The organism is Cytobacillus firmus (genome assembly GCF_023612095.1).
GTDB lineage: Bacteria > Bacillota > Bacilli > Bacillales > Cytobacillaceae > Cytobacillus.
In genome coordinates this window covers 1,706,512-1,729,268 of sequence record NZ_CP086235.1, presented here as the reverse complement: position 1 = coordinate 1,729,268, position 22,757 = coordinate 1,706,512, and the positions used below count along the sequence as shown (strand labels likewise).

The window sequence follows — 22,757 nt, the reverse complement described above, 5'->3', positions numbered from 1 at the left end:
ACCCATTATAAATTTTTTCGGTACTCATAATAACGGAAGCCAATAATCATGATGGTCAGCCAGGCACCACCGGCTGCAAAACCAGCAATTACATCACTTGGAAAATGAACACCTAAATAAATGCGGCTTAGACCAATCATCAGGATAAAGCAGCCAAGCATCACTGTCCATGCAGCCTTCCAGCGCTTCCTTTTTGCCAGATGGATGATCATATAGGAAAGTGAGCCGTAAAAAATAAAAGATCCCATTGAATGTCCGCTCGGAAAACTGAAGCCGTGCTCTGCAATCAGAGGTCTGATATCAGGACGTTCTCTTTTAAAAATCCATTTCAGCAGCAGGTTAAAAAGTGCTCCGAGACCCGATGAAAGAACCATGAACCATGCAAGTGATCTCTTTTTAAACAGGAATAAAAGCAGCATTGCTGCAATTACCGAAAAAGCCAGCCACTTAACCGACCCCAAAAAAGTAATTACACTCATATACTCGGTGAGCCGGGGAGAAATAAATGCCTGTACAGAGTGGATCACAGACTCATCAAAATGAATAAGCTCTTCTTCCTTCAGTTCATCCACTATTTCGATAAATAGCAGCAAAAATCCGCCTATGATAGAGGCCACCAGCGCTAGGTAAAATATGTTTTTACGTGTCATATTTCTCCAGTTCATTCACTCATATCCTTTTTAGTATTAGAATTACCACAAAGTATCATAAACGGAACATTTTTTTGCGGACGAGCGGCAGGCCGTATCCTTCGCACATTAAAAAACCGAATCTGCATCAGCAAATTCGGTTTCGGTTCATCAAGCTTGCTTTTTAGCCTTTGTTTTTGCAGAAGCACGTTTCTTTTTAGCTGCAGGTTTTTTCTTTGGTTCCGCATCAGCAGGCTTCGTTTTATCAATGGATGCCTGAAGGGCAGCCATAAGATCGGTAACATTTGCGGCAGGCTCTTTTTCAACAGGCGTGACGATATCTTTGCCAGTCCGTTTTGCTTCGATAAGCTCCAAAAGGGCGGTTCGGTAATCATCATTATATTTTTCAGGTTTAAATTCTGTGGTTAATTGATCAATCAGCAAAATGGCCGTATCGAGTTCCTTATCTGTCACTTTTTCTTCTGCAGGCACATTTGGCACATCCGCTGCCTTGCGTACTTCATCAGGGTAATGGATTGTCTCCATGACAAGAGTGTTTTCATATACACGGACAACAGCCAGCTGTTCTTTGGAGCGGATAATGATTTTTGCCAAACCTACTTTTTCAGACGTCTCGAGCGCTTTTCGCAAAAGGGAGTAAGCTTTCCCTCCCCCGTCCCCTGGAGACATATAATAGGTGCGATTGTAGTAAATTGGATCAATTTCCTGTATTTTTACAAAGTCCATAATTTCGACGGCTTTATCATCATTTTCCTGTTTAAGCTTTTCTAAATCCTCATCATCTAATACGACAAATTTTCCTTTTGTGTATTCATAAGCTTTTACAATATCCTCGTTCTTAATTTCCTTTTCACAAACAGGACATGTTTTCTCATACTTAATTGGCGAATGACATTCCTTATGAAGATTTCTCAGCTTAATATCTTTATCTTCTGTCGCCGAATGCAGCTTAATTGGTATATTCACCAGCCCAAAACTGATGCTTCCTTTCCACATTGTATGCATAGTCAGACTCCCATTCTTTTTGATGTATTACTCCTAATTTGTGTATTAACAAAATCGGAAATACGCTAAAAGAATTGGAAACTGAGTAGTTTTAGGGGCAAATGCCAAAACTATAATGATGATTGCAAAGGAGGCCAAATGAATGAAACCTATGCTTCCTACATTAACTTTCGATGTTCCGGATGAGAAAGAATGGCTGTTTGAAGCAAAATATGATGGTTTTAGAGCGATCCTGCACTGGGACAATGAACCCAGACTGACAAGCAGAAACGATAAACCTTTATTAAATCTTTTTCCGGAGATTAAGGCTTTTTTGGAACAGCACAAAGATAAATTTGAACAATACCTTCCGCTTATATTAGATGGAGAGGTGGTCTTGCTGGAAAATGCCTATAAAGCTCATTTTGGGTCGATTCAGGTCAGGGGAGAATGAGATCTGAAAAAAAGATTCTTGAGAAAGCAAAAACAGCGCCCTGCCGTTTTCTTGTTTTTGACATTTTGATGATAAATGGAAGAAAAATTGCCGATAAAGAATACTCTGCCAGAAAAAAAGAGCTAGAAGCGTTGTTTAAAAGCTGTGATTTGCCCTTAAAACCTGACGAGAAGGACTCCAGGCTGATACAATTAATTCCGCCATATCCCAGTTTTAAGGAGCTATGGGAAAAAATCGTTCTTCATGACGGTGAAGGAATTGTGGCCAAGCAGATGAAGAATAAATGGGAAGAAGGAAAGAGGTCCTCTTTATGGCTGAAATTCAAAAACTGGAAATACGTTTCCTGCTTTATCACCGCTTATGAAAAATCTAATGGATACTTTTATGCCGGGGTATATCAGGGGGATGCTGTCATTGGAATCGGACAGTTTCTTTTTGGCTTGAAGCCTGATGAAAAACAAGCCTTATTTCAAATAATTAAAGAAAATAAAGCTGATGAAAACAGCCAATTCATATATGTAGAACCTGCAATCTGTGTGGATGTTAAATACCTCGAGATCTATGAGGAGCAAATGCGGGAGCCGCACTTTCACCAGTTTCGTTTCGACTTGAAGCCTGATGCCTGCACATATGATCAATTTTTACAGCAGCAGAAAAACCTGCCTCCCGAGATAGAAATCACGCATCCGGAAAAACCACTATGGGAAACGCCGGCTATTCAAAAGATTGATTACATTCATTTTTTAAGAGAAATTGCACCTTATATGCTGCCTTTTTTAAAAAACAGGCTTTTAACCGTTATCCGCTACCCCCATGGGATTTTTGGCGAACCCTTCTACCAGAAAAATTGCCCGGAATACGCACCTGGCTTTGTAGAAACCGAAATGTCAGAAGGTATCGATTATATAGTATGCAATCATTTAAAAACACTGCTGTGGCTTGGCAACCAGCTTGCTTTTGAATTTCATATACCGTTCAAAACGCTGGAAAGCTCGGGACCAAGTGAAATCGTTTTTGACCTGGATCCGCCTTCCCGGGACGCTTTTCCCCTAGCCATTAAAGCCGCTGTTTACATTAAAGAGGTGCTTGATCAGCTGAAATTAATAAGCTTCGTTAAAACATCAGGCAATAAAGGATTGCAGGTTTATATTCCTTTGCCGGAAAATACTTATACCTTTGATGATACACGGCTGTTCACAGAATTCATTGCCCAGTATCTCCTAAACAAGGACCCGGATTCCTTTACAATTGAAAGATTAAAGAAAAATCGGGGCGGAAGGCTTTATGTAGATTATATTCAGCATGCAGAAGGAAAGACGATTATAGCCCCCTATTCACCCAGAGGAAATGAAACGGCTACGGTTGCTGCTCCGCTGTTTTGGGAGGAAGTTGGCGAAAAGCTGTCCATGGAAAGATTTCAAATAACCAATATGATCAAAAGAATAAACAGCGATGGCGACCCTTTTAACACGTATTTTCAAACAAAGGAAATTCAGCCTTTTTCACCAGTGCTGGACTTTTTAAAGCAGAACAATAAAAAAGGATAAGGCCCCATGCCTTATCCTACAACCACTCTTTAAGTACTGCCTGAGCATATTCCTGAAGTTTAGCATACTGCTTAATTTCACCGGTATATTCCTCTTTCGGGGAAAGAGAAAACTCTGCAGGGTTTTCCATGTTGATCTCTGCTTCACAGCGGTAAACATAGCTGGCATTTCCAATTAAGTCAATTGATTGCCTGCCATTCTCTTCATGGACTACACAGCGCACCTTTCCGCCATTATTATAAACCTCTACAGGCTCTTCGATTTTATTCAGCCCATTCATGCAAGTCACAAGTGTCGAAGCTGACATGGCAGTTCCGCAGGCATTGGTAAATCCTACTCCCCGTTCAAATGTTCTTACATAAATATACCCTTTTTTGAACGGCTTAACAAAGCTGACATTTACTCCATCAGGAAAGAATTCATTCGGCCCGTTCAAATATTCGCTGATCTTTTTTTGCAGGTCTGATGCTATTTGCTCTTTCTCCACAATGGAAACAAAATGAGGATTAGGGACTGCTAAAGCTGTAAAAGCTAATTCCTCTGAAATCCCGCTCACTTTTTCATTAATGACAGTATCTTTATCAAGAACTAAAGGAAGATCCTTCAAGTCGAATGAAACAGGTGAGATTTCAACAAGATAAGTCGGAATGTCCTCAAAGATATCTTCTTGCTTTTTCACCTGTAAATCAGCTTTCATGGTCTCAATGATAGCTTCTTTCAGCCCAAGAAGTTCACAAACATAACGGGCAACACATCGCAATCCATTCCCGCACATTGAGGCTTCAGATCCATCCGGATTAAAAACACGCATCCTGGCATCTGCTTTATCGCTTTTTAACACGAATAGAATTCCATCTGAACCCAGCTCAGTTCTGCGGTCGCATATGGCTCTGGCCAGCTTCGCACGATTCTCTTCTGTAAAATGATACGTATTGGAGATCTCATCTATAATAAAGAAATCATTTCCTGATCCATGACATTTCAATAGTTCAATCTTCAATGTAATACCTCCAGACCAATAGTAATTCAACATATAGATAAGAGTGCCATAAAAGCTTTTATTATTCAATGATGATTTCTATTTTTATAGACTCAAAGACTATAATACTGCGCCTTTAATTTATAGGCTTTTCAGGGTTCAGCAGCTGACTGGACCAGGCTAATGCTTCAGAATAAATCTTAAAAATTGTTTTTTCATCCACAAACAGCTTATCGCACATTTCACTGATTCTGCTCCATTGTGCTTTCTCTACTGCAACAGCAAGATCAAGTATTTCTTTAAGATTATTATTTTTCCCGCGGAGCGCTTCACAAATATCATCCTGCAGGGGAAGCTCATTTATAATTTGGTTCATCGGGATCTTAAGCAATGAATCCATTAATGAAAACATTCCTGTCATAAAATAACTGGACGAAACGCTTTTACCGGTTTTGAGTCTGCCAATTTCCTCACACATTTTTGCACGAGTCATTGATAACCTGATGGTTTCTTCAGTCATTTGAGAATTTCCAACGATGTTTTCCCTTACTGCCAATACATAAATCCACTTTTCGAGTTCTATCAGTCCAAGCAGAACGATGGCCTGCCGGATTGAATTTATCTTTTGCTTAGGGCGGTAAGCCGGTGAGTTTATTAGTCTCAGCAATTTATAAGACAGTGATATGTCACGTTCTATTAATTCAGTTATGCGGTCAAGACTAGGCTCCTCCTTTGACAGGTTTTGGATCATTTCATAATAAGATTGAAAATATGCCGGTACATCATGTGTCGACATAATGACAGGCTTTGCAAAAAAATAACCTTGGAAATAATCATATCCCTTGCTTTTCGCTTCCTCATATTCATCTCTGGTCTCAACCTTTTCAGCTACTGTTTTTATCTTCAGCTGGTTAACAAGCAATTCTATTTTTTCCCGCATCTCCTTTGGGGTGTTAAGAAAATCCACCTTGATGATGTCTGCATATTTCAGCAATTGCCGTGCAAAGGGATTGGTTTCATTAAATACATAATCATCCAGCGCTATCTGATAGCCAAGCTCCTTTAAATCCTTGCATATCCTGACAAGTTCCGCGCTCGGCTCTACCGTTTCAAGAATTTCGATAACAATTTCCCGGGGCCTAAAATAGGCAGGCACCCTTAGCTTAAGCAATTTTTCCGTAAAATTTATAAAACATGGCTTCCCTTCAGATAGCTGATCGATTCCTATATTTAAAAAACTATTAATGATAACCTCAGCTGTAGCCTGATCTTCATCAATATCTGGGAATGCGTTCACCTGATTATTTCTATATAGAAGTTCATAAGCGAATACTTCTTCCTTTGAGTTGAAAATCGGCTGTCTTGCTACAAACACTTCCATTGACATACCTCCGAAAACACCTATTACTATAGACCTATTTTAACTCAGAAAAATTATTACACTTGTCGAAACTTGTTGAATGATTAGAATTTTTTATTTTTTTTACAAGATTCTCCTTTTTTGATAAGGCTCTTTTCGTATAAATTGTTGTTTTTCGCTTATCAATGTTGTCCGTTGATTTCCGTTCCAGGATGCTCGCTTTCCACGGGGCGGGCGGTGAGCCTCCTCGACGCTGCGCGTCTGTGGGGTCTCACCTGTCCCGCTACTCCCGTAGGAGTCTCGCACCTTCCACTACAATCAACTCAGTAAATATAATATAAATAGCAACAAACTTTGCGAAATCAGCCTTTGATAAAGAAAAAGGATGCCCCAATATAAGGACATCCCATGATCTATTTTAACTAATCACATGAAAAACAAAGTTGAATAAAAACAAAGTTGCGATGACATATAAAGCAACTGAAACTTCCCTTGCTTTGCCTATCGAAATCTTTAAGATTGGATAAAGAATAAATCCGATGGCAATCCCGTCCGCAATACTGTAAGTGAAAGGAATCATAGCAATGATAAAGATAGCCGGAAAGCTTTCGCTCATATCCTTTAAATCAAGATTGCGGATGTTTTGTAGCATCAGTCCGCCAATAATGATCAGAATAGGGGCAATCGCGCTGTTTGGGATCAGCTTAATAACAGGAATAAAGAATGCGGATAGCACAAACAGCATCCCGGTTGTAACTGCTGTCAATCCTGTACGTCCCCCGGCAGCCATACTCGCTGCACTTTCAACTGTTGCTACAGTTGGACTTGTCCCAAAAACACCGGACAATAATGCTGAAACAGAATTTGCCTGGAAAGCACGCTTAAACTGTTCCGGCCTGTTAATAAAACCAACATGACCATGGACTAATCCGATATTTTCAAATACCAGAACCATTGTCAAAGAAAAAATGGCAATCCAAAAAGTGACCGAAAGCAAGTTATCAAATGACATTGCTCCAAATACTTCCATATAATCAGAAAGTGCGAAAGACTTTTCATTAGTCTTCTGCACATCTATCAGCCCAAAAGCCCATGCGATCAGTGTTCCTGCCACAACAGTAATTAAAAAGTTGCCAGGTACGTTACGCATGAATAAAATGATGGCCAAGAGGAACGTCAAGATGGTTGCAAGCACTTGCGGGTCGCCAAGCTCACCTAAAGCAATAATGGAGTTTGTCCCTTTTTCAACGATTCCGCCTTTTTCAAGTCCGATCAGCATCAGGAAAAGCCCCAGTCCCACTGTAATCGCTTCTTTAAGTGAATGAGGAATCGATTCACTTAATGTCTTTGCAAATCGTGAAAATGCCACGAAAACAAAGATCAGACCGGATATGAACACTACAGCCAATGCTTCCTGCCAGGTTAAGCCCATGGACTGGACCATAGTATAAGAGAATAAAGCATTAATTCCCATGCCAGGTACAAGGAGGATCGGCACATTCGCCCAAAACCCCATAATTAAACAGCCGACAACCGATGTTATAATGGTTGCAAAAATAGCTGCTTCCAAAGGTATTCCTGCTTCAGAGAGAATTAGAGAATTAACTGCGATAATATAAACAATCGTAAAAAAGCCGATTGCTCCAGCCATAACCTCCCTTTTAACAGTTGTTCCATTTGAATTCAGCTGAAAAAGCCGGTTAAACCACTTATTCATATATACTACCTATCTATTCAATTAGCCCTCTCCCTACCCGCTCTCCCCGCATATAAAAATACGGGTGAGCCACAAGCAGTATTCTATCAAAAAAAATTCATTCTGCCAATAGAAAGGTCAGACGTCTGCTCAGAAAAAAATCAGCGTGAATTCTCACGCCGATTTGATATGCCGCTCCTTATCTTTCCAACAACGATACTTAATAAGAAATGAAACCTTTATTCACTATCAGCTAACTGTCTATACAGATTGCCCATTTCAATTGCTCCGACAGCTGCTTCCCATCCTTTGTTTCCGGCTTTGGTGCCTGCACGCTCAATAGCCTGTTCAATCGTGTCAGTTGTCAGTACTCCGAAGATAACTGGGACGCCGCTCTGCAATGCTATGCTTGAGACCCCTTTTGCCACTTCGCCACTGACATAATCAAAATGCGGAGTTGCTCCGCGGATTACTGTGCCAAGTGTAATAACTGCATCAAATTTTCCGGATTGGGATAGCTTTTTAGCTGCAAGCGGGATTTCGAATGCTCCAGGAACCCATACAACTGTCACATCGTCTTCACTCACTCCATGGCGCTTAAGTGCATCTTCCGCACCGCTTAAAAGCTTGCCCGTAATGAATTCATTAAAACGTGACACAACAATTGCCATTTTCAATCCTGTTCCTACTAAATGACCTTCAATTACTTGTTTCATCTCAAATCGCTCCCTTAAAATTGTAATAAATGCCCAAGTTTTGTTTTCTTTGTTATTAAGTAGTTCTCATTTTCAGATTTGGCTGGCATTTGAAGAGGAACCCGTTCGGCTACCTCCAGCCCATAGCCGCCTAATCCTGCAATCTTGCGGGGATTATTGGTTAAGAGGCGCATTTTTTTTACCCCCAGATCCCTTAGGATTTGTGCACCTACTCCATAGTCGCGAAGATCATCTTTAAATCCGAGTTTATGATTTGCCTCAACGGTATCATATCCCTCTTCCTGCAGCTTATAGGCTTTCAATTTATTGATCAGGCCGATGCCGCGTCCTTCCTGTCTCATGTATAAAAGGATTCCCCGGCCTTCTTCCTCAATCTGTGCAAGCGCTGCTTCAAGCTGGGGTCCGCAGTCACATCGGTTAGACCCGAATACATCTCCGGTCAGGCACTCTGAATGAACACGAAGCAATACGGGTTCATTTTCATCTATTTCTCCTTTTACAAGAGCAATATGGTCTTTTCCATCTACAGTGTTTGTATAGCCGACTGCTTTAAAATCTCCAAATTCTGTTGGAAGCTGAATCTCCACTTCCCTTTTTACAATGGAGTCATGTTTCAATCGATACTCGATCAATTGCTGAATCGTGATCATTTTTAAGTTAAACTTTTCTGCCACTTTTTCAAGATCATCTACGCGCGCCATTGTTCCATCATCTTTCATGATTTCACAGATAACCCCGGCAGGTGAAGCACCTGCGAGACGAGCCAGGTCGACTGCTGCTTCAGTATGGCCTGCCCTCCTGAGGACTCCTCCTTTTTTTGCAACCAGCGGAAAAACATGTCCCGGACGGGAGAAGTCTGAAGGCTTAGCGTCACTCTCGAGCATTTCTTTTATTGTGAAAGCACGCTCAAAAGCACTGATGCCTGTAGTGCTTTTCACATGATCAATACTGACTGTGAACGCTGTTCCATGGCTGTCAGTATTTACTTCTGCCATCGGATTCAGCTCCAGTTTTTCAGCCAGCTCCTCTGTGATGGGTGTACAAATCAGGCCTCTGCCTTCTTTGGCCATAAAGTTGATGGTTTCCGGTTTCGCATATTCCGCGATTGCCAGGAAATCCCCTTCATTTTCCCTATCTTCATCATCACAGACTATGATGACTTTTCCTGCTTTTAAATCTTCCAAAGCCTCATTTATTTCACTGAACATGATTTATTGCCCCTCCTTTTGCTAATTATAAGAAGCCGTTCTCTTTAAGGAATCCTTCTGATATTCCTTCTTTAGGCAGTGTGGTCCCCTGCTGCTGCCTGTTCATGAAGGAATATAGGTATTTTGCAAGCATGTCAAATTCGAGATTGACAATGTCACCAACTGTTTTGAAGCCTAGTACCGTTTCACTCGCTGTGTGGGGAATGATCGAGACGGTAACGGTATTGTCTTCATTGCCGAATACAGTCAGGGAAATCCCATCCACAGCGATAGATCCTTTCATAATAAGCAAATGGCATAAGGCAGCCGGCACAGATATTTGTATATAAATAGCATTTTCACTCGATGTCTTTTTGAGGATCTGACCTGTACCATCCACATGCCCTGTCACAAAATGCCCGCCAAATCGGCCATTTGCCGACATCGCCCTCTCCAAGTTGACTTTTGTTCGTTCTTTAATGGCAGATAGCGAAGTGCTTTTGAATGTTTCAGGCATGACATCTGCAGAAAATTCACTTTTTGCATATTCAGTAACCGTAAGACACACACCATTGACCGAAATGCTGTCCCCCAATTGGACATCTGATAAAACTTTGGAGGCCTGTATCGTCAGTTTCATCGCCTTGCCTTGCTGAACTACTTTTTTTACTGTTCCAAGCTCCTCAATAATTCCTGTAAACATTATTGCCTGGCCTCCCTCAACGGTTTTGCGGTAATTCTAAGGTCTCCGCCAATCCTTTTGATTTCTGTGAATTCCAGTACAGGGGAGTCTCTTACATAGTCGGCACCAGCCCCGCCAATAAATGGAATCGCTTTATTCCCTCCAATAATTTTAGGAGCCATATAGAGGATCATCTGCTGAAAGAAACCTTCTTTAATAAATGAGGCATGGATCTCAGACCCGCCTTCAACAAATAAAGTCATTATATTTCTTTCACCTAAATTTTTTAATACTTCTTTAATCGGCACCTCATTAGCAGGAAAAGAAAAAACTTCTGCATTATACGTCCTTATTTCCTTTGCTTTTGTCGAATCTATTTCACTGCCGGTAAAGATGATGGTCTTAACAGACTGGTCTCGGATGACATTTGCGTCAGCCGGAATTCTGAGATTTGTATCTAAAACAATTCGAATGGGATTTTTTCCGCCTTGGGGCAGCCTGGCGGTTAAAAGGGGATTATCGTGAATGATCGTATTTACACCTGTAAGTATTGCGTCATGTTCATGCCGTAGACGGTGTACATCCTGTCTGGATTCTGGAGAGGTAATCCATTTGCTGTCACCGGTTTTTGCAGCTGTTTTCCCATCAAACGATGAAGCTGCTTTAATGGTTACGTATGGTGTCTTTGTTTTTATAAAATGGAAAAATGGTTCGTTTAGGGCATCTGCTTCCTCTTTCAATAAACCGGTCACCACGTCAATACCGGCATCCTGCATCCTTTCGATTCCTTTGCCTGAAACCAGAGGATTTGGATCTGCAGAAGCAATAAAAACCCTATTTATGCCTGAATTAATAATTAAGTCTGCGCATGGTGGAGTCCTGCCAAAATGACTGCACGGTTCAAGAGTGACATAAATATCAGCGCCTTTTACCTCATCGCCAGCCGCAGCAATCGCATGGACTTCTGCATGGGGAGTTCCCGCTTTCAAGTGAGCACCCATCCCCAGTATTTCACCATTTTTAACAACAACCGCACCCACCTGCGGGTTAGGACTGGTTTGTCCTTTGGCTGCCGCTGCCAGACTTATGGCTAACTTCATATATTCCTGGTGGTTCAAATTATATGAATCCTCCTTTCCTTACAATTTCTCCAAATTAAGTATGAAACGGCAAAACCCCGCACACCAGCTAGGTGTAACGGGGCAAAAACACATGACGAAATAAGCGTTAAAAAAAGGGTTTTTTTGAACGCATTACTATACTCATTCCTTCTCCCATCCAGACTTTCACTGTCGGCTTTGGAATTTCACCAAATCCACCGCTATTATTAAGCACCTATCTCTGCAAATAAAACCGGGTCACGGACTAAGAGGGCATACCCTCATCACCGCCGGTTGGGAATTTCACCCTGCCCCGAAGGAAATCCTATTCTATTAAAAGAATCTTACCATGAATAGTCGGAATATACAAAGAGAATTGGTTATGACAGTTTTGAAACTTTTGCTTTTACCAACCGTATAGTTAGAATATAGAAGAAGGAAAGAAAGGGCGGTACTAATGGTTGAGCCTAAAGAACAGCTGATAAATGAATTAAAGAAATGCGAAGAATGGGAAAAAGACCAAGGTGATTTGTGGTTTTGGGAGAAGCTCGGGAGGCTGCCTTTCAAACTTATTGATAGATTTACACCGGAGTTCATACAAAAAAAGGTTGGAGTGATTCTTGATGAGCTTGGCACGTACATTCAATCAGGAGGAAGATATTTAAGTTCAGCAGCAGCCTTAAAGAATTATTATCCTGGACAAAATATCCATACCCTGCAGGATGTAGAAGCCCTGCCCATAGTAAAGATGGATGAAGCCGCGGAAAAGCTAACCTCAAACCGAAAAAGAACCGCTGCATTGCAGGGTGCGGGAACTGGAGTCGGAGGGATTTTCACCCTGACCATTGATATTCCCCTTCTCCTCGGCATTCAATTAAAAACACTGCAGGATATTGCGATTTGCTATGGCTTCGATCCCGCAGATAAAAATGAAAGAATGTTCATCGTCAAAATCCTTCAATTTGTTTCCAGTGATATTGTTGGAAAAAAAGCCATTCTGCAGCAGCTTACCATGTTTGGCGCTAAAGAAAGTGGACCGAAGAGGGAAGTCGTTTCTGAGCTTCAAGGCTGGAGAGAGGTTGTGTTTTCGTACAGGGACCAAATAGGCTGGAAAAAACTTTTCCAAATGATTCCTATAGCCGGATTGCTTTTTGGTGCCTTTATAAATCGCTCAGCTGTTAATGATATTGCCGAAGCCGGCATAATGTTTTACAGAAAAAGAGTAATCGTTAATCGTCTTCACCAGGATATGATTGCAGATACAAAACCGGAGAGCTAGTATGGCTCTCCGGCTAATTTATGGAAGCTTTTTGATTTCCTTCTCCATATATTCTTCATTTAAGGCTCCCAAAACTTTTTCTCTTATAACTCCATCAGAGTCAATAAAATAGCTTGTGGGATAGGCCATAATATTATAATCCCCACCAACAGCGCCTTTTACATCCATGGGAATTGTAAAAGTCAGCCCCAGCTCTTTCACGAACTTCTCAGCATCTCCATTATTCTTTTCAGTGTTTGTGAGATTTACGGCAAGAATATCGAAGTTTTTATCTTTGTACTTTTTATACAGCTTTTCCATATGCGGCATTTCCGCACGGCATGGAGGACACCAGCTTGCCCAGAAGTTCAGAAGCACCGCTTTGCCCCTGTAGTCACTGAGCTTTACCGGATTCCCTTCCATATCTGTCAGTTGAAAATCCGGAGCAAGGTTGCCTTTCTCCAAACCAATAGGCAAATCCTCAGGATCTTCAATTTTATCGTATTTTTGCATTTGTCCGGCTTGCTCAACTACTCCCTGTTCCTTAAGAATGGTCTTGTCAACAATGAACAGCAAAAGGACAATAACTGCAGCTCCCAGTAAAAACTTTTTCATTCCAACACCTCTAAATTGATTTCCCTATACTTAAACTGAATTTATCATACTATACAGGGAATCCAGAATCTATAAATGTGCACATGGTTTTAATGATTGCGATAAAGAAACAGAGCCGCAAAAATGGCATAAATTCTGCGCTTTTCTTTTGCATCCAGACTAATATTAAAGGAAAGGACAGGTGTGTTTGGATCCTTAAAGCGCTTCCCCCACTCAAATGGCATCCACCCTTTGCGAAGACGGGCAATTCTATTCGATTGATCATCCAAAACCTGCAGATCTGTGTGTAAAAAGGTTTTAGGAACGGCATACTGCATATCTTCACTCTGAAACAGCAGAGTGCTTCCATCCTTTTTAAATTCGATTATTTCCCTGCAGTGGCCATCTGAAGACAAGACTTCGATTCCCTTGTTACGGATGATGATAGATGCCTCAAGATTTTCAGTATGGTCATAAATCCCCAGCCTTTTTGGGAAAAATCGGTCTATAAAATATGGGAGGAACCAGCGAAGCTTCCGCATTTTCATATCTCTGATTTCACCTATCATCATTCCTTCAGGATCAAAAATAACCATTCTGAGAGAAGGAGCCGGCAAAAAAGCGATCAGCACACTTGACTGCTCTAAAAAAGATAGAGGGGCTTGTCCTTTATAGTAATAATTACTTGCTGCCTCGGCTGCCCTTTGTTTATTCAGCAGATACATTTGATGACACAAAAAGCTATAAATAATAAAAGGGAACAAGATAATAATGAAATTAGCCCCTGGAAATTTGTTGAAGAATATCAATAAAACAAAAATTGGGGGCATAAGTGCTGTAAGGCTTGCATTCAAAGAGATGTCAGCTGTTTTCAGGTAATAGTGCTGGATATTCATCAGTAAGTCTCCCTGCATTATTTGATTCTCTCTATATTCTATTAATCAGGTCCAACAAAAATGAATTATGAGAGGAATTAATTATTGGGAGCTCTTAATGATTCATTTCAAAAATAAAAATAAACCGCATCCTGATAGATGCGGTTAAAATTGGTTAATTCTTTCAAATGATTTTCTGGCATCATCATATCCTTGGAGATATAACTTTTCCAATTTTTGAGGATTCCTTTCCATCCGTCCCACTGTTAATGGCTCCTGCGGCTGAACAACAAGGACTGTCCCCTTCTCTTCTTCCTGCTCTACATAGCGGAGGGTCTCGTTATAGGTCAGGTAACGTTCTGCCAGTGCTTTTTGCAGCCCGGTATAATGCGGATATTTCCTTTTTACCATAAAAGCAAATTTAGATGGTTTTTTGGAATAGCCCCGGTTTCTTGTCAGGATTACTATATTTTTTTTGAATCCATCCTGCTGTGCTTTTTTAATTGGAATGGGATCGCTTATTCCTCCATCAAGGAGGATTCTTTTATTAAATGCAACCTCAGGTGCAATAAAAGGCAGGGAACTGGATGCTTTTAAAACCTTCAGCATATCTTTCCCATAGTCTGTTCTATTGAAATAAACAGGCTTGCCTGTATGGCAATCTGTTGTTCCAATTACAAATTCAGACTGGTTTTTATAAAACTCTTCGTAGTGATAGGGGACAAGCTTATTCGGTATTTCATCAAAAATAAAATCCATTCCGAAAAACTGACGCGATTTAAAGTAATTGCGCCATGAGATATATCGCGGATCTGTTACATAATCCACATTTACAATTCTATTTCTGCCCTTTTGTTTGGACAAATAAGAAGCGGCATTGCATGCGCCTGCAGAAACACCAATAACATAAGGAAAGCTGAGGTCCTGTTCAAGAAAATATTCGAGAACACCGGCTGTATACACTCCACGCATTCCTCCGCCTTCAAGCACCAGGCCCGTTTCACTGATCACCTTTCATCTTCCTTTCTATCTTTTAAAGCAATACTACCAAAATAGCACTCTCCGATATACAATTATGCCCAAAAGGAAGGAACCTGCATGAAATCAGGCAAGTTCCCTTCGTTTAAATATCGCAATGGATGCAAATATGGAAATCGTAATGGCAATCACAGAAACAATGATACTCGGCAATAATTCATCAGGGAAATTACCGCCCATTATAAAAGTATTTGTATAAGCAGACAGTAGGGCCGGACTCCACTCCAGCAGATGAGAAAGCGAAGTGCTCAATAGAGTTGCTATGGCTATAATGCCAATAGAGATAAATCCAACCGCTCCAGGCGATTTTATAAAAGTATTGAACAGAATTACTATAGTGATTATAAGAGTAAGCCAGAGGCCATAAACAAAGAAGGATTTAAGAAAATCCGCAAAAGGAATAAATTCAAATAATATGCCCACATAGTACCAGGATAGGAAGTAACCCAGAAAATATGATAACCATATGAGCATCATCAAACTGGTCCACTTAGCTGTTACAAACCCGGCGTACGATACGGGTTTTACCAGGATTAGCCCTGCAACACCGCTTTTCCTTTCACCGGCAATGCTTCCCATTGTAATTAAAACAATAATAAGCACACCAAGCGTATTGAACTGACTGAGACTTGCAGCAAGCGCTTCACCCGCTGAAGGTACAGGAAGCTCGATAACTGCCCCTTCAGGCAGCCCGCCAAGTGAATCAATGATTTGAGGCAAATAATATAAGGTTAGAGGCTCTTTTACAGCTATCAAAATAAAAGTTAGCGGCACCCAAATCCATTTGAAGTTTCTGGCCAGCTCGAGCATTTCTTTTTTTAATAAAGTCACCCATTGCTTCATTTTTTCACCACCTTCATGAAAACATCCTCAAGGCTCGTTCTGCTGATTTCAAACTTAACCAGCGGCCATTTCCGTTTCGCAATTTCAGTTAGAAATAAATTCCTGGCATCCTCAATATCCTTCACCAAAAAGCTTGCACTATCTCCATTCACTTCCATTGAGGAAACAAGCGGAAACAGAGATATCTCTTCAGCAAATTCAGCAGCATTCGCTTTAAAAACCAAGTCAATCTTAGCCTGCTGATGCCTGGTTCTAAGGTCTGCCAATGTTCCGGATTCAACCAATTCACCACCATGGAGGAATAAAATTTCATCACATATTTCTTCTGCATCGTTTAGAATATGGGTGGAAAACAGAATTGCCGTTTCTTTTTTCAGCCTGTTCAACAGCTCCAGCACTTCCCTGCGTCCAAATGGATCAAGCGCTGAAACCGGTTCATCGAGCATGACAAGCCTGGGGCGGTGAATGATCGCCTGTGCAATGCCAAGCCGCTGCTTCATGCCTCCTGAGTATTTTCCAATCCGGCGGTTTTTAGCTTCGGATATACCGGTAAGTTCAAGAAGCTCCTTTGCTCTGTCTTTTGCTTCTGCTTTGGGAAGTCCTGCAAGCTGACCTGCGTATTCAAGAAATTCCCTGCCTGTCATCCATTCATAAAAAACAGGAAATTGAGGAAGATAGCCTATTAATCTTCGAAAATCCGCTTTTTCTCCCCCTTCATACACAATCGTACCGGAATCCGGCTTCACCAGGCCGGCAAGCATTTTGAGTGTAGTTGTTTTTCCTGCTCCATTTGCTCCGAGAAGGGCAATACATTTTCCTTCTTTTAATTGAAAATCCAGACCTTTTATGACCTCTTGTTCCTTAAACCGTTTTTTAAGCCTTGTTATGCTTACAACCGGCATATTCAGCTTCTCCTTCCGAAAATAAAGTAAATGATTGGCCCGAGCAGATTAATAAATAAAATGACGAGAGCCCATACCCATTTTGGTCCATTTGCTTTTTCTATTTTCACTAGATCAATAATGGCGACAGCCATCAATATTAGCTGAATAATGACAACAGGTGCAAGAATTGCCCAGTTAATGCTTTCTAATATTTCCATTTCGATGTCCTCCCTTATTGTACTGTCATTCATAAGACGTTTAAGTACAAAAATCGTTCAAAAGGATTTCAACTATTTTTCTAATGAAAAGACACCCCATTATTGGAGTGTCTATAAGTCTAATAGCCGAGGTTTAATCCATTTCTTTTTCATACACAGCCATCATATTTTTAATTTCGTCTGTTACCTGATCAATGAGTGAGGATGGTGAAAGCACTTTGGCCTGATTACCCCAATTGAGGAGCCATTTGACAAGTCCATCACTCACAATGGCTTTTGCTGATAAAACGAAATGGTTTCCATCCAGTTTTCTTATGTCTGCATCCCGGCCAAATTTATCAATTATCACGTTGATCAAATCATTGTGAAATCGGATTTTTATCCACTCTTCAGATCCGGCATACATATGAAAGGTTGAACTCACATACTTGGATACATCAAAGGGTTCATATGCAAATTGTTCTTCCGTAATATGAACATTACGGAGACGGTCAATCCGATAATGGCGGATTTCTTCTTTGGCAAAATAGTAGGCTATTAAATAATAAAAGTCATTTACCCATGTGAGCGCCAGCGGTTTGACCCTGTATTGCCCGCCATTGTGGCTTAAAACAAATTCCTTGTTGAGATTATATCGTCCATATTGAAATGTGACGATTCTCCGCCCGGAAATGGCTTCATGCAAGTCATTAATAGCCAGCCGAACCAGTTTACTTTCACTTTTCACAGAGGAATCGATCAATATTTCATTATGCAGCTTTTTGGCATGATGAATGCTTGTCAGCTTTTTAATTTTCCGGATCAGCTGTTTTGTCTCATCTTTGGTGATGAAGCGTGCAGAAGCAACGGCATCAATCAGCATGCGCAATTCATAAAGCTCGAATAGACGGTATTGATGGCTGTAGAACTTTGGCATTCCCTCTTTTTCCTGGTTAATGGTAATATCAAATTTTGCTTCAATTAGATGTTCAATATCGTCTCTTAATGAATTTTTGTTTAATTTCACATCTGGTCCATATTCCTTTTTAAAGCATTCAGTAATATCGTCCAGTGTATATTCATTTTCTTCATCGGTCTGCTCTCTTAAAAATTCCATAAGCTTGAGCATCCTTTGTTTGTTATCGAGTCTATTCATTACTTCACCCCGTTCCTTTATTATCCATTAAAAAAAGCCCAGCGGCAACTAGCCCTGGACTCTGTTCATCATTTTAAAATCCTGAAAACTAAAGGAATTCTGTATTCCTTGCCTTCATATGCTTTGACAGCAGCTACTATTGTAAAGATAAAAGCAAGGATTCCCACGATCCAAATCGTAATGACCCCAATTAAAATGATCATTAGCACTACGCTGATGGCGCTGTAAATCGTATAAGAAATTAAAAAATTCAAATATTCCTTTCCATGGTAATCTACAAACTCCGAGTCATTTTTTTTCAATAGCCAAATGATCAGCGGTCCGACAAAAGCGGTAAAAAAGCTGGTTACATAGATTGCTGCTGCTATAAGCCTTTCATCATTGGAAGGCATTTTATAATCATTCATTCTGTTTCCTCCTAAGCTAACCTAAATATAAATGATGTTTCTTTTATATTATTTACGATATTCATTGTAAAAGGTTTCATGTATTTTTATATTTTTTTATATCCGCTCTGCATCCTTAATTTCCTGTTCTCGATTGGGACAACTTGAATACACATGTTAAAGACAGGCATTGCGCATATACCTTTGCCTATTCTTATACCTGCCTAGGAAGGTGATATACAGATGATGTCAAAGCTGGAGGCTTTCATTCTGGGAATCATTCAGGGGCTTACCGAGTTCCTGCCTATTTCCAGTACTGGACATTTATATTTGGGGAGACATCTATTTGGCCTTGATGAAGCAGGCCTTTTCCTTGATACAATGCTGCACATAGGAACTTTACTGGCAGTCCTGGTCGTATACAAAAATGAATTGCTTCAAATTATTAAGAAGCCCTTCGGCAAGCTATCAATGCTTCTGATAGTCGGGACGATTCCAGCCGTAATCGTGGGACTCCTGCTGAGTGACATGTTCGATTCAATTTCGAAATCCGGTGTTACAATCGGCTGGGAATTTCTGTTTACAGGGTTTATACTCTGGATTGCTGATGGTGTTAAAAAAGGAGCAAAAAAAATGGACAGCATCACGTACGGAGATGCCTTGTTTATCGGCTCCTTTCAGGCTGCTGCCATTTTTCCGGCAGTCTCAAGGTCCGGCTTAACCATTGCAGCAGGCCTCTTTAGGAAGCTTGACAGGGAAACTGCTGCCTATTTTTCATTTCTGTTATCCATTCCTGCCATCGCTGGCGGCATTGTCATGCAGTTTGGCGAATTAATGTCCGGTCACACAGAAGCCATAACCCTTGGCAGCATGTTAATGGCAACATTGTCATCAGCGATTTTCGGTTATGCAGCAGTCGTGTGGATGATTAATTTTCTAAAACGAAAATCCTTAAAGATATTTGCTGTATACGTTTGGATATTAGGGTTCATCATTATATTCCTTCAAATGACCGGGATTTTTTAATTTTCAAATGGGGAGGTATCAGAATGGAAGAGATAATTGCCGGCATTTTTGAATTACTTTCCCAGCTGGGTTATGCCGGCATTGCACTTGGTTTAATGGTTGAAGTGATCCCAAGCGAAATTGTCCTGAGCTATGGCGGCTTTTTAGTCAGCACCGGAAATATCCATTTTATAGGAGCCCTCCTTGCAGGGGTTGCAGGCGGAACACTTGCCCAGCTGTTTCTTTACTGGCTGGGCGCATATGGCGGAAGGCCTGTTCTTGACAAATATGGAAAATATCTTCTGATTCAAAAAAAGCATTTGGATGCGTCAGAGAAATGGTTCGAAAAGTATGGGACTGGAGTAATTTTTACGGCCAGATTTATACCAGTGATACGGCATGCCATTTCAATCCCAGCCGGAATAGCCAAGATGCCTTTATCGGTCTTTACTGTTTACACACTAGCAGCTATGGTGCCATGGACGGTTCTCTTTCTATTATTGGGGATGGAGCTTGGTGACCACTGGAGAGACATCAAAGAATATGCAAAACCATTTATCTTGCCGATCATAGCTATTGCTTTGATCTCCGGCGCTATTTATTTGTTTTATATGAAGAGGAAAAGTTAACATACCAAAAGTGTAGAATTCCAATTTTACACTTTTTTTATTTGAGCTAGTGATGGTAAGAAATTTCTTCACACTTTCTAATCATTTTTGTAAAATAAAGCAAATACTTAGGATCAAAGGACGATACTTATGAAAATATTATTGAAAAATGCAGTCATATATCCTGTGACTTCCCCCACCTTTCATGGGGATGTAATAGTAGAAAACGGAAAAATAAAAAAGATGGGCAAGAACTTAAAGTCTGATTCAAATGTAAAAATTATAGACTGCCATAGCCACCATCTGCTTCCAGGCTTCATTGATGTCCATACTCATCTGGGTCTTTATGATGAAGGCACCGGATGGGCAGGCAATGATGCCAATGAAACAATTGAACCCTTAAGCCCGCATATTAGAGCGATGGATGGTGTATACCCTCTTGATCCCGCCTTTTCTGATGCCGTGAAATATGGCATAACAACTGCACACATCATGCCGGGAAGCGCCAATGTAATTGGAGGAACAACCTCTGTTATTAAGACATCCGGGAAAAACATCAGCAAGATGATTATCCAGGAAACAGCCGGCCTTAAAATTGCCCTCGGTGAAAATCCAAAACGGATTCATAGTCATGGCAACAAGGATTCCATAACAAGAATGGGGATAATGGGAATGCTGAGGGAAGCTTTTTATGAGGCTTTACAGTGCGATAATCCTGACTCTCTAAGATTTGCACCGCTTGTTAAGGCTCTTAAAAGAGAAATTCCCGTCAGAATACATGCACACAGGGCGGACGATATCATTTCTGCCATCCGCTTTGCAGAAGAATTCAATCTGGATCTTCGAATCGAACATTGCACAGAAGGCCATTTAATTGCAGACGAATTGGAAGGGCTGAATTTAAAGGTATCAGTCGGTCCCACTTTAACAAGGCGGTCCAAAGTAGAGCTGAAAAACAAAACCTGGAAAACGTATCAGCAGCTGACAGAGCATGGAGTGGAAGTCTCCATCACTACAGATCATCCATACACACCTGTACAATATTTGAATATGTGTGCAGCTATTGCAGTCCGTGAAGGCCTTTCCGAGCAAAAAGCCTTAGAAGGAATCACCATTTTGCCGGCCAGAAACCTCAGAATCGATCATCAGCTGGGAAGCATTGCGGAAGGAAAAGATGCTGACTTAGTTCTCTGGAATCATCATCCATTTCACTTTCTTTCCAAGCCAAAATGGACAATGATAGGCGGAAATTTTGTGTATAGGGAGCCGTAGAACGGTGTCGAATATTGCTGGAGTTATTTGACATAAAATCGCAAAAAAAATAATCAAAAAACCTATTTCCTTTTTGAAATTTTTTTAGTATTATACCTAAAGTGAAGTGAAAATTTTGCTTCTTACATGACAGACAATCAAATATCGGAAACGATAGTAATAGGGAAGGCAAATGGTGCGCCACCAGTTATCTGGTTCTAGTGGGTTCGATTCCACCCCGAAATTTTTTAGCAGCATAATAAAAAATTTCGAGGGTGGACCGAAGGCTCTATTTGGCATGGAGTAGGACTGCCCTCAATTGGAGGGATAACCTATGCTCAAGAAACGTGATCTTCACGACTGCCATGCTTTATTTGAATTAATGACGCACCCTGATGTCTTCCCTTTTGTTCGCCAAAAAGCCAATTGTTATGATGAGTTTATATTTATTACAAAGCAGACAATCGAATCCGAAGAGCGCGGTGAATTGATTTCACGCACAATTCTTGATGAATGGGGCGCTCCGATTGGGACGATTAATTTGTATGACATCCAGGAGAATGCCGGCTTTCTCGGCACATGGCTTGGCAAACCTTATCATGGCAAGGGGTATAACAAATTAGCAAAAGATGCTTTCTTTGAAGAGCTCTTTTTTGAAACAGGCATTGAAACTATTTTTATGAGGATCCGCAAGGAAAATATCCGCTCGCAAAAAGCTGCAGAAAAGCTTCCTTATGTCATTCTTGCAAATGAAACGAGAAAGTCTGTGTATGATCAGCTGAATGCAGATGGTGATATTTACAATCTATATGAGATCCCAAAAGATTTATATACTCTTCATGTTATGCGTCATGGAGCAGCAGTCCAAGAATCGTCCCAATTATTGGAGGCTTAAAGAAAAGCGGAAGCGCCTTGAAGTACAAGAGTATAGATTCTGAAGTAATAAATACGCAAAGCACTTGCATACAAGCAAGTGCTTTTTTTAATTTCAGTTGATAATATTTAATTCCGGTTCATCTGTTTTTTCTCTCATTCCATGCTGGGACAGCAATTCATCCAGCTCTTCATTGGTAAGAGTTTCAAAACGTCCGTCCAAGAATGAAACTTGAGTCTGATTTGGATTAATCCTATTTGTATTGAAGCTCATCGTTCTGCCTCCTTCAAGCCGTGTTTTGGAAATGGCTGTTTTTACTGTTTATACTCGCCGATTGAAGGATTTTTATTCCCATTATGCAAAGGTTCACATAATTGAAACATTTATAAGGAGTCACTAACTGAAGAAAAGACCTGCTTGGGACCGGCTTCTC

Annotated in this window: 23 protein-coding genes, 1 pseudogene and 1 riboswitch; of the genes and pseudogenes, 6 read left to right on the top strand and 18 right to left on the bottom strand. The window is 40.7% G+C overall.

The window, feature by feature from the left end; genetic code table 11:
• Positions 1–5 precede the first annotated feature (5 nt).
• Both LLY41_RS08810 and ku read right to left on the bottom strand, forming a co-directional pair.
• On the bottom strand, positions 6–665 hold the full coding sequence (locus tag LLY41_RS08810) for a phosphatase PAP2 family protein (RefSeq protein ID WP_095246118.1): 660 nt from the start codon (positions 663–665) through the stop codon (positions 6–8).
• Between the two features lie 135 nt (positions 666–800).
• Positions 801–1,655: a non-homologous end joining protein Ku gene (gene ku, locus LLY41_RS08805; protein ID WP_304587549.1), complete on the bottom strand. Its 855-nt coding sequence runs from the start codon at positions 1,653–1,655 to the stop codon at positions 801–803.
• A gap of 142 nt (positions 1,656–1,797) precedes the next feature.
• Between ku and LLY41_RS08800 the strand changes: the two are divergent.
• Positions 1,798–3,635, top strand: a pseudogene (locus LLY41_RS08800) (DNA ligase D).
• A gap of 16 nt (positions 3,636–3,651) precedes the next feature.
• Here LLY41_RS08800 and dapF read toward each other — a convergent pair.
• The 7 genes from dapF to ribD all read right to left on the bottom strand — a co-directional run bounded on the left by dapF (position 3,652) and on the right by ribD (position 11,373).
• Positions 3,652–4,635 (bottom strand): diaminopimelate epimerase, encoded by a 984-nt coding sequence (dapF, locus tag LLY41_RS08795; RefSeq protein ID WP_095246115.1) that lies wholly within the window; start codon positions 4,633–4,635, stop codon positions 3,652–3,654.
• 115 nt (positions 4,636–4,750) lie between these two features.
• Positions 4,751–5,995 (bottom strand): EAL and HDOD domain-containing protein, encoded by a 1,245-nt coding sequence (locus LLY41_RS08790; protein WP_095246114.1) that lies wholly within the window; start codon positions 5,993–5,995, stop codon positions 4,751–4,753.
• A gap of 397 nt (positions 5,996–6,392) precedes the next feature.
• Entirely contained in the window at positions 6,393–7,691 is a 1,299-nt protein-coding gene (locus LLY41_RS08785) for an NCS2 family permease (protein ID WP_304587546.1), read from the bottom strand.
• Between the two features lie 218 nt (positions 7,692–7,909).
• The gene (gene ribH, locus LLY41_RS08780; protein WP_304587544.1) at positions 7,910–8,386 is read right to left on the bottom strand and encodes a 6,7-dimethyl-8-ribityllumazine synthase; all 477 of its coding nucleotides are present in this window, start codon (positions 8,384–8,386) and stop codon (positions 7,910–7,912) included.
• Positions 8,387–8,400: 14 nt separating this feature from the next.
• Positions 8,401–9,594: a bifunctional 3,4-dihydroxy-2-butanone-4-phosphate synthase/GTP cyclohydrolase II gene (locus LLY41_RS08775; RefSeq protein ID WP_304587542.1), complete on the bottom strand. Its 1,194-nt coding sequence runs from the start codon at positions 9,592–9,594 to the stop codon at positions 8,401–8,403.
• 25 nt (positions 9,595–9,619) lie between these two features.
• A complete protein-coding gene (ribE, locus tag LLY41_RS08770) occupies positions 9,620–10,276 on the bottom strand; it encodes a riboflavin synthase (RefSeq protein WP_304587541.1) in 657 nt (218 codons plus the stop codon).
• Positions 10,276–11,373 carry a bifunctional diaminohydroxyphosphoribosylaminopyrimidine deaminase/5-amino-6-(5-phosphoribosylamino)uracil reductase RibD gene (gene ribD / locus LLY41_RS08765; RefSeq protein ID WP_304587539.1) on the bottom strand — a complete coding sequence of 366 codons (1,098 nt, stop codon included), beginning with the start codon at positions 11,371–11,373 and terminating at the stop codon, positions 10,276–10,278. Before ribD ends, ribE begins: the two co-directional genes overlap by 1 nt.
• Before the next feature lie 144 nt (positions 11,374–11,517).
• Positions 11,518–11,680: riboswitch (FMN riboswitch) on the bottom strand.
• A gap of 132 nt (positions 11,681–11,812) precedes the next feature.
• Here ribD and LLY41_RS08760 point away from each other — a divergent pair.
• Positions 11,813–12,634, top strand: a complete 822-nt coding sequence (locus LLY41_RS08760; RefSeq protein ID WP_304587538.1) for an EcsC family protein — start codon at positions 11,813–11,815, stop codon at positions 12,632–12,634.
• An 18-nt stretch (positions 12,635–12,652) separates the two neighbouring features.
• Here the strand turns inward: LLY41_RS08760 and LLY41_RS08755 are convergent, their stop codons facing one another.
• The 8 genes from LLY41_RS08755 to LLY41_RS08720 all read right to left on the bottom strand — a co-directional run bounded on the left by LLY41_RS08755 (position 12,653) and on the right by LLY41_RS08720 (position 18,607).
• Positions 12,653–13,228 (bottom strand): TlpA disulfide reductase family protein, encoded by a 576-nt coding sequence (locus LLY41_RS08755; protein ID WP_095246107.1) that lies wholly within the window; start codon positions 13,226–13,228, stop codon positions 12,653–12,655.
• 89 nt (positions 13,229–13,317) lie between these two features.
• Entirely contained in the window at positions 13,318–14,103 is a 786-nt protein-coding gene (locus tag LLY41_RS08750; RefSeq protein ID WP_095246106.1) for a hypothetical protein, read from the bottom strand.
• Positions 14,104–14,247: 144 nt separating this feature from the next.
• Complete coding sequence (locus LLY41_RS08745; RefSeq protein ID WP_304587535.1) at positions 14,248–15,093, bottom strand: patatin-like phospholipase family protein; 846 nt, start codon at positions 15,091–15,093, stop codon at positions 14,248–14,250.
• Between the two features lie 93 nt (positions 15,094–15,186).
• Positions 15,187–15,963 carry an ABC transporter permease gene (locus LLY41_RS08740; protein ID WP_304587534.1) on the bottom strand — a complete coding sequence of 259 codons (777 nt, stop codon included), beginning with the start codon at positions 15,961–15,963 and terminating at the stop codon, positions 15,187–15,189.
• The gene (locus tag LLY41_RS08735; protein WP_304587533.1) at positions 15,960–16,865 is read right to left on the bottom strand and encodes an ABC transporter ATP-binding protein; all 906 of its coding nucleotides are present in this window, start codon (positions 16,863–16,865) and stop codon (positions 15,960–15,962) included. The genes LLY41_RS08740 and LLY41_RS08735 overlap by 4 nt, the downstream gene beginning before the upstream one ends.
• Positions 16,866–16,867: 2 nt before the next feature.
• Complete coding sequence (locus tag LLY41_RS08730) at positions 16,868–17,065, bottom strand: PLD nuclease N-terminal domain-containing protein (RefSeq protein WP_304587532.1); 198 nt, start codon at positions 17,063–17,065, stop codon at positions 16,868–16,870.
• A gap of 133 nt (positions 17,066–17,198) precedes the next feature.
• A complete protein-coding gene (locus LLY41_RS08725; RefSeq protein WP_286137538.1) occupies positions 17,199–18,161 on the bottom strand; it encodes a helix-turn-helix transcriptional regulator in 963 nt (320 codons plus the stop codon).
• Between the two features lie 107 nt (positions 18,162–18,268).
• Positions 18,269–18,607, bottom strand: a complete 339-nt coding sequence (locus tag LLY41_RS08720) for a DUF4870 domain-containing protein (protein ID WP_095246101.1) — start codon at positions 18,605–18,607, stop codon at positions 18,269–18,271.
• 225 nt (positions 18,608–18,832) lie between these two features.
• On the opposite strand from LLY41_RS08720, the gene LLY41_RS08715 reads away from it, so the two are divergent.
• The 4 genes from LLY41_RS08715 (at position 18,833) to LLY41_RS08700 (ending at position 22,345) form a co-directional block, all read left to right on the top strand.
• Complete coding sequence (locus tag LLY41_RS08715; RefSeq protein ID WP_142301788.1) at positions 18,833–19,612, top strand: undecaprenyl-diphosphate phosphatase; 780 nt, start codon at positions 18,833–18,835, stop codon at positions 19,610–19,612.
• Between the two features lie 23 nt (positions 19,613–19,635).
• Complete coding sequence (locus LLY41_RS08710; protein ID WP_095246099.1) at positions 19,636–20,220, top strand: undecaprenyl phosphate transporter UptA; 585 nt, start codon at positions 19,636–19,638, stop codon at positions 20,218–20,220.
• 129 nt (positions 20,221–20,349) lie between these two features.
• On the top strand, positions 20,350–21,471 hold the full coding sequence (locus LLY41_RS08705) for an amidohydrolase (RefSeq protein ID WP_095246098.1): 1,122 nt from the start codon (positions 20,350–20,352) through the stop codon (positions 21,469–21,471).
• A gap of 313 nt (positions 21,472–21,784) precedes the next feature.
• Entirely contained in the window at positions 21,785–22,345 is a 561-nt protein-coding gene (locus LLY41_RS08700) for a GNAT family N-acetyltransferase (RefSeq protein ID WP_095246097.1), read from the top strand.
• 93 nt (positions 22,346–22,438) lie between these two features.
• On the opposite strand, the gene LLY41_RS08695 is transcribed toward LLY41_RS08700, so the two are convergent.
• Positions 22,439–22,597 (bottom strand): hypothetical protein, encoded by a 159-nt coding sequence (locus LLY41_RS08695; RefSeq protein WP_179289096.1) that lies wholly within the window; start codon positions 22,595–22,597, stop codon positions 22,439–22,441.
• Positions 22,598–22,757: the final 160 nt, after the last annotated feature.

Excerpts from the sequence above, each read along its gene's own strand:
- LLY41_RS08810 (WP_095246118.1), bottom strand. The coding sequence starts at position 665 with ATGAACTGGAGAAATATGACACGTAAAAACATATTTTACCTAGCGCTG.
- ku (WP_304587549.1), bottom strand. The coding sequence starts at position 1,655 with ATGCATACAATGTGGAAAGGAAGCATCAGTTTTGGGCTGGTGAATATA.
- LLY41_RS08790 (WP_095246114.1), bottom strand. The coding sequence starts at position 5,995 with ATGGAAGTGTTTGTAGCAAGACAGCCGATTTTCAACTCAAAGGAAGAA.
- LLY41_RS08785 (WP_304587546.1), bottom strand. The coding sequence starts at position 7,691 with ATGAATAAGTGGTTTAACCGGCTTTTTCAGCTGAATTCAAATGGAACA.
- ribH (WP_304587544.1), bottom strand. The coding sequence starts at position 8,386 with ATGAAACAAGTAATTGAAGGTCATTTAGTAGGAACAGGATTGAAAATG.
- LLY41_RS08775 (WP_304587542.1), bottom strand. The coding sequence starts at position 9,594 with ATGTTCAGTGAAATAAATGAGGCTTTGGAAGATTTAAAAGCAGGAAAA.
- ribE (WP_304587541.1), bottom strand. The coding sequence starts at position 10,276 with ATGTTTACAGGAATTATTGAGGAGCTTGGAACAGTAAAAAAAGTAGTT.
- LLY41_RS08760 (WP_304587538.1), top strand. The coding sequence starts at position 11,813 with ATGGTTGAGCCTAAAGAACAGCTGATAAATGAATTAAAGAAATGCGAA.
- LLY41_RS08755 (WP_095246107.1), bottom strand. The coding sequence starts at position 13,228 with ATGAAAAAGTTTTTACTGGGAGCTGCAGTTATTGTCCTTTTGCTGTTC.
- LLY41_RS08750 (WP_095246106.1), bottom strand. The coding sequence starts at position 14,103 with ATGAATATCCAGCACTATTACCTGAAAACAGCTGACATCTCTTTGAAT.
- LLY41_RS08740 (WP_304587534.1), bottom strand. The coding sequence starts at position 15,963 with ATGAAGCAATGGGTGACTTTATTAAAAAAAGAAATGCTCGAGCTGGCC.
- LLY41_RS08735 (WP_304587533.1), bottom strand. The coding sequence starts at position 16,865 with ATGCCGGTTGTAAGCATAACAAGGCTTAAAAAACGGTTTAAGGAACAA.
- LLY41_RS08730 (WP_304587532.1), bottom strand. The coding sequence starts at position 17,065 with ATGGAAATATTAGAAAGCATTAACTGGGCAATTCTTGCACCTGTTGTC.
- LLY41_RS08725 (WP_286137538.1), bottom strand. The coding sequence starts at position 18,161 with ATGGAATTTTTAAGAGAGCAGACCGATGAAGAAAATGAATATACACTG.
- LLY41_RS08720 (WP_095246101.1), bottom strand. The coding sequence starts at position 18,607 with ATGAATGATTATAAAATGCCTTCCAATGATGAAAGGCTTATAGCAGCA.
- LLY41_RS08715 (WP_142301788.1), top strand. The coding sequence starts at position 18,833 with ATGTCAAAGCTGGAGGCTTTCATTCTGGGAATCATTCAGGGGCTTACC.
- LLY41_RS08710 (WP_095246099.1), top strand. The coding sequence starts at position 19,636 with ATGGAAGAGATAATTGCCGGCATTTTTGAATTACTTTCCCAGCTGGGT.
- LLY41_RS08705 (WP_095246098.1), top strand. The coding sequence starts at position 20,350 with ATGAAAATATTATTGAAAAATGCAGTCATATATCCTGTGACTTCCCCC.
- LLY41_RS08700 (WP_095246097.1), top strand. The coding sequence starts at position 21,785 with ATGCTCAAGAAACGTGATCTTCACGACTGCCATGCTTTATTTGAATTA.
- LLY41_RS08695 (WP_179289096.1), bottom strand. The coding sequence starts at position 22,597 with ATGAGCTTCAATACAAATAGGATTAATCCAAATCAGACTCAAGTTTCA.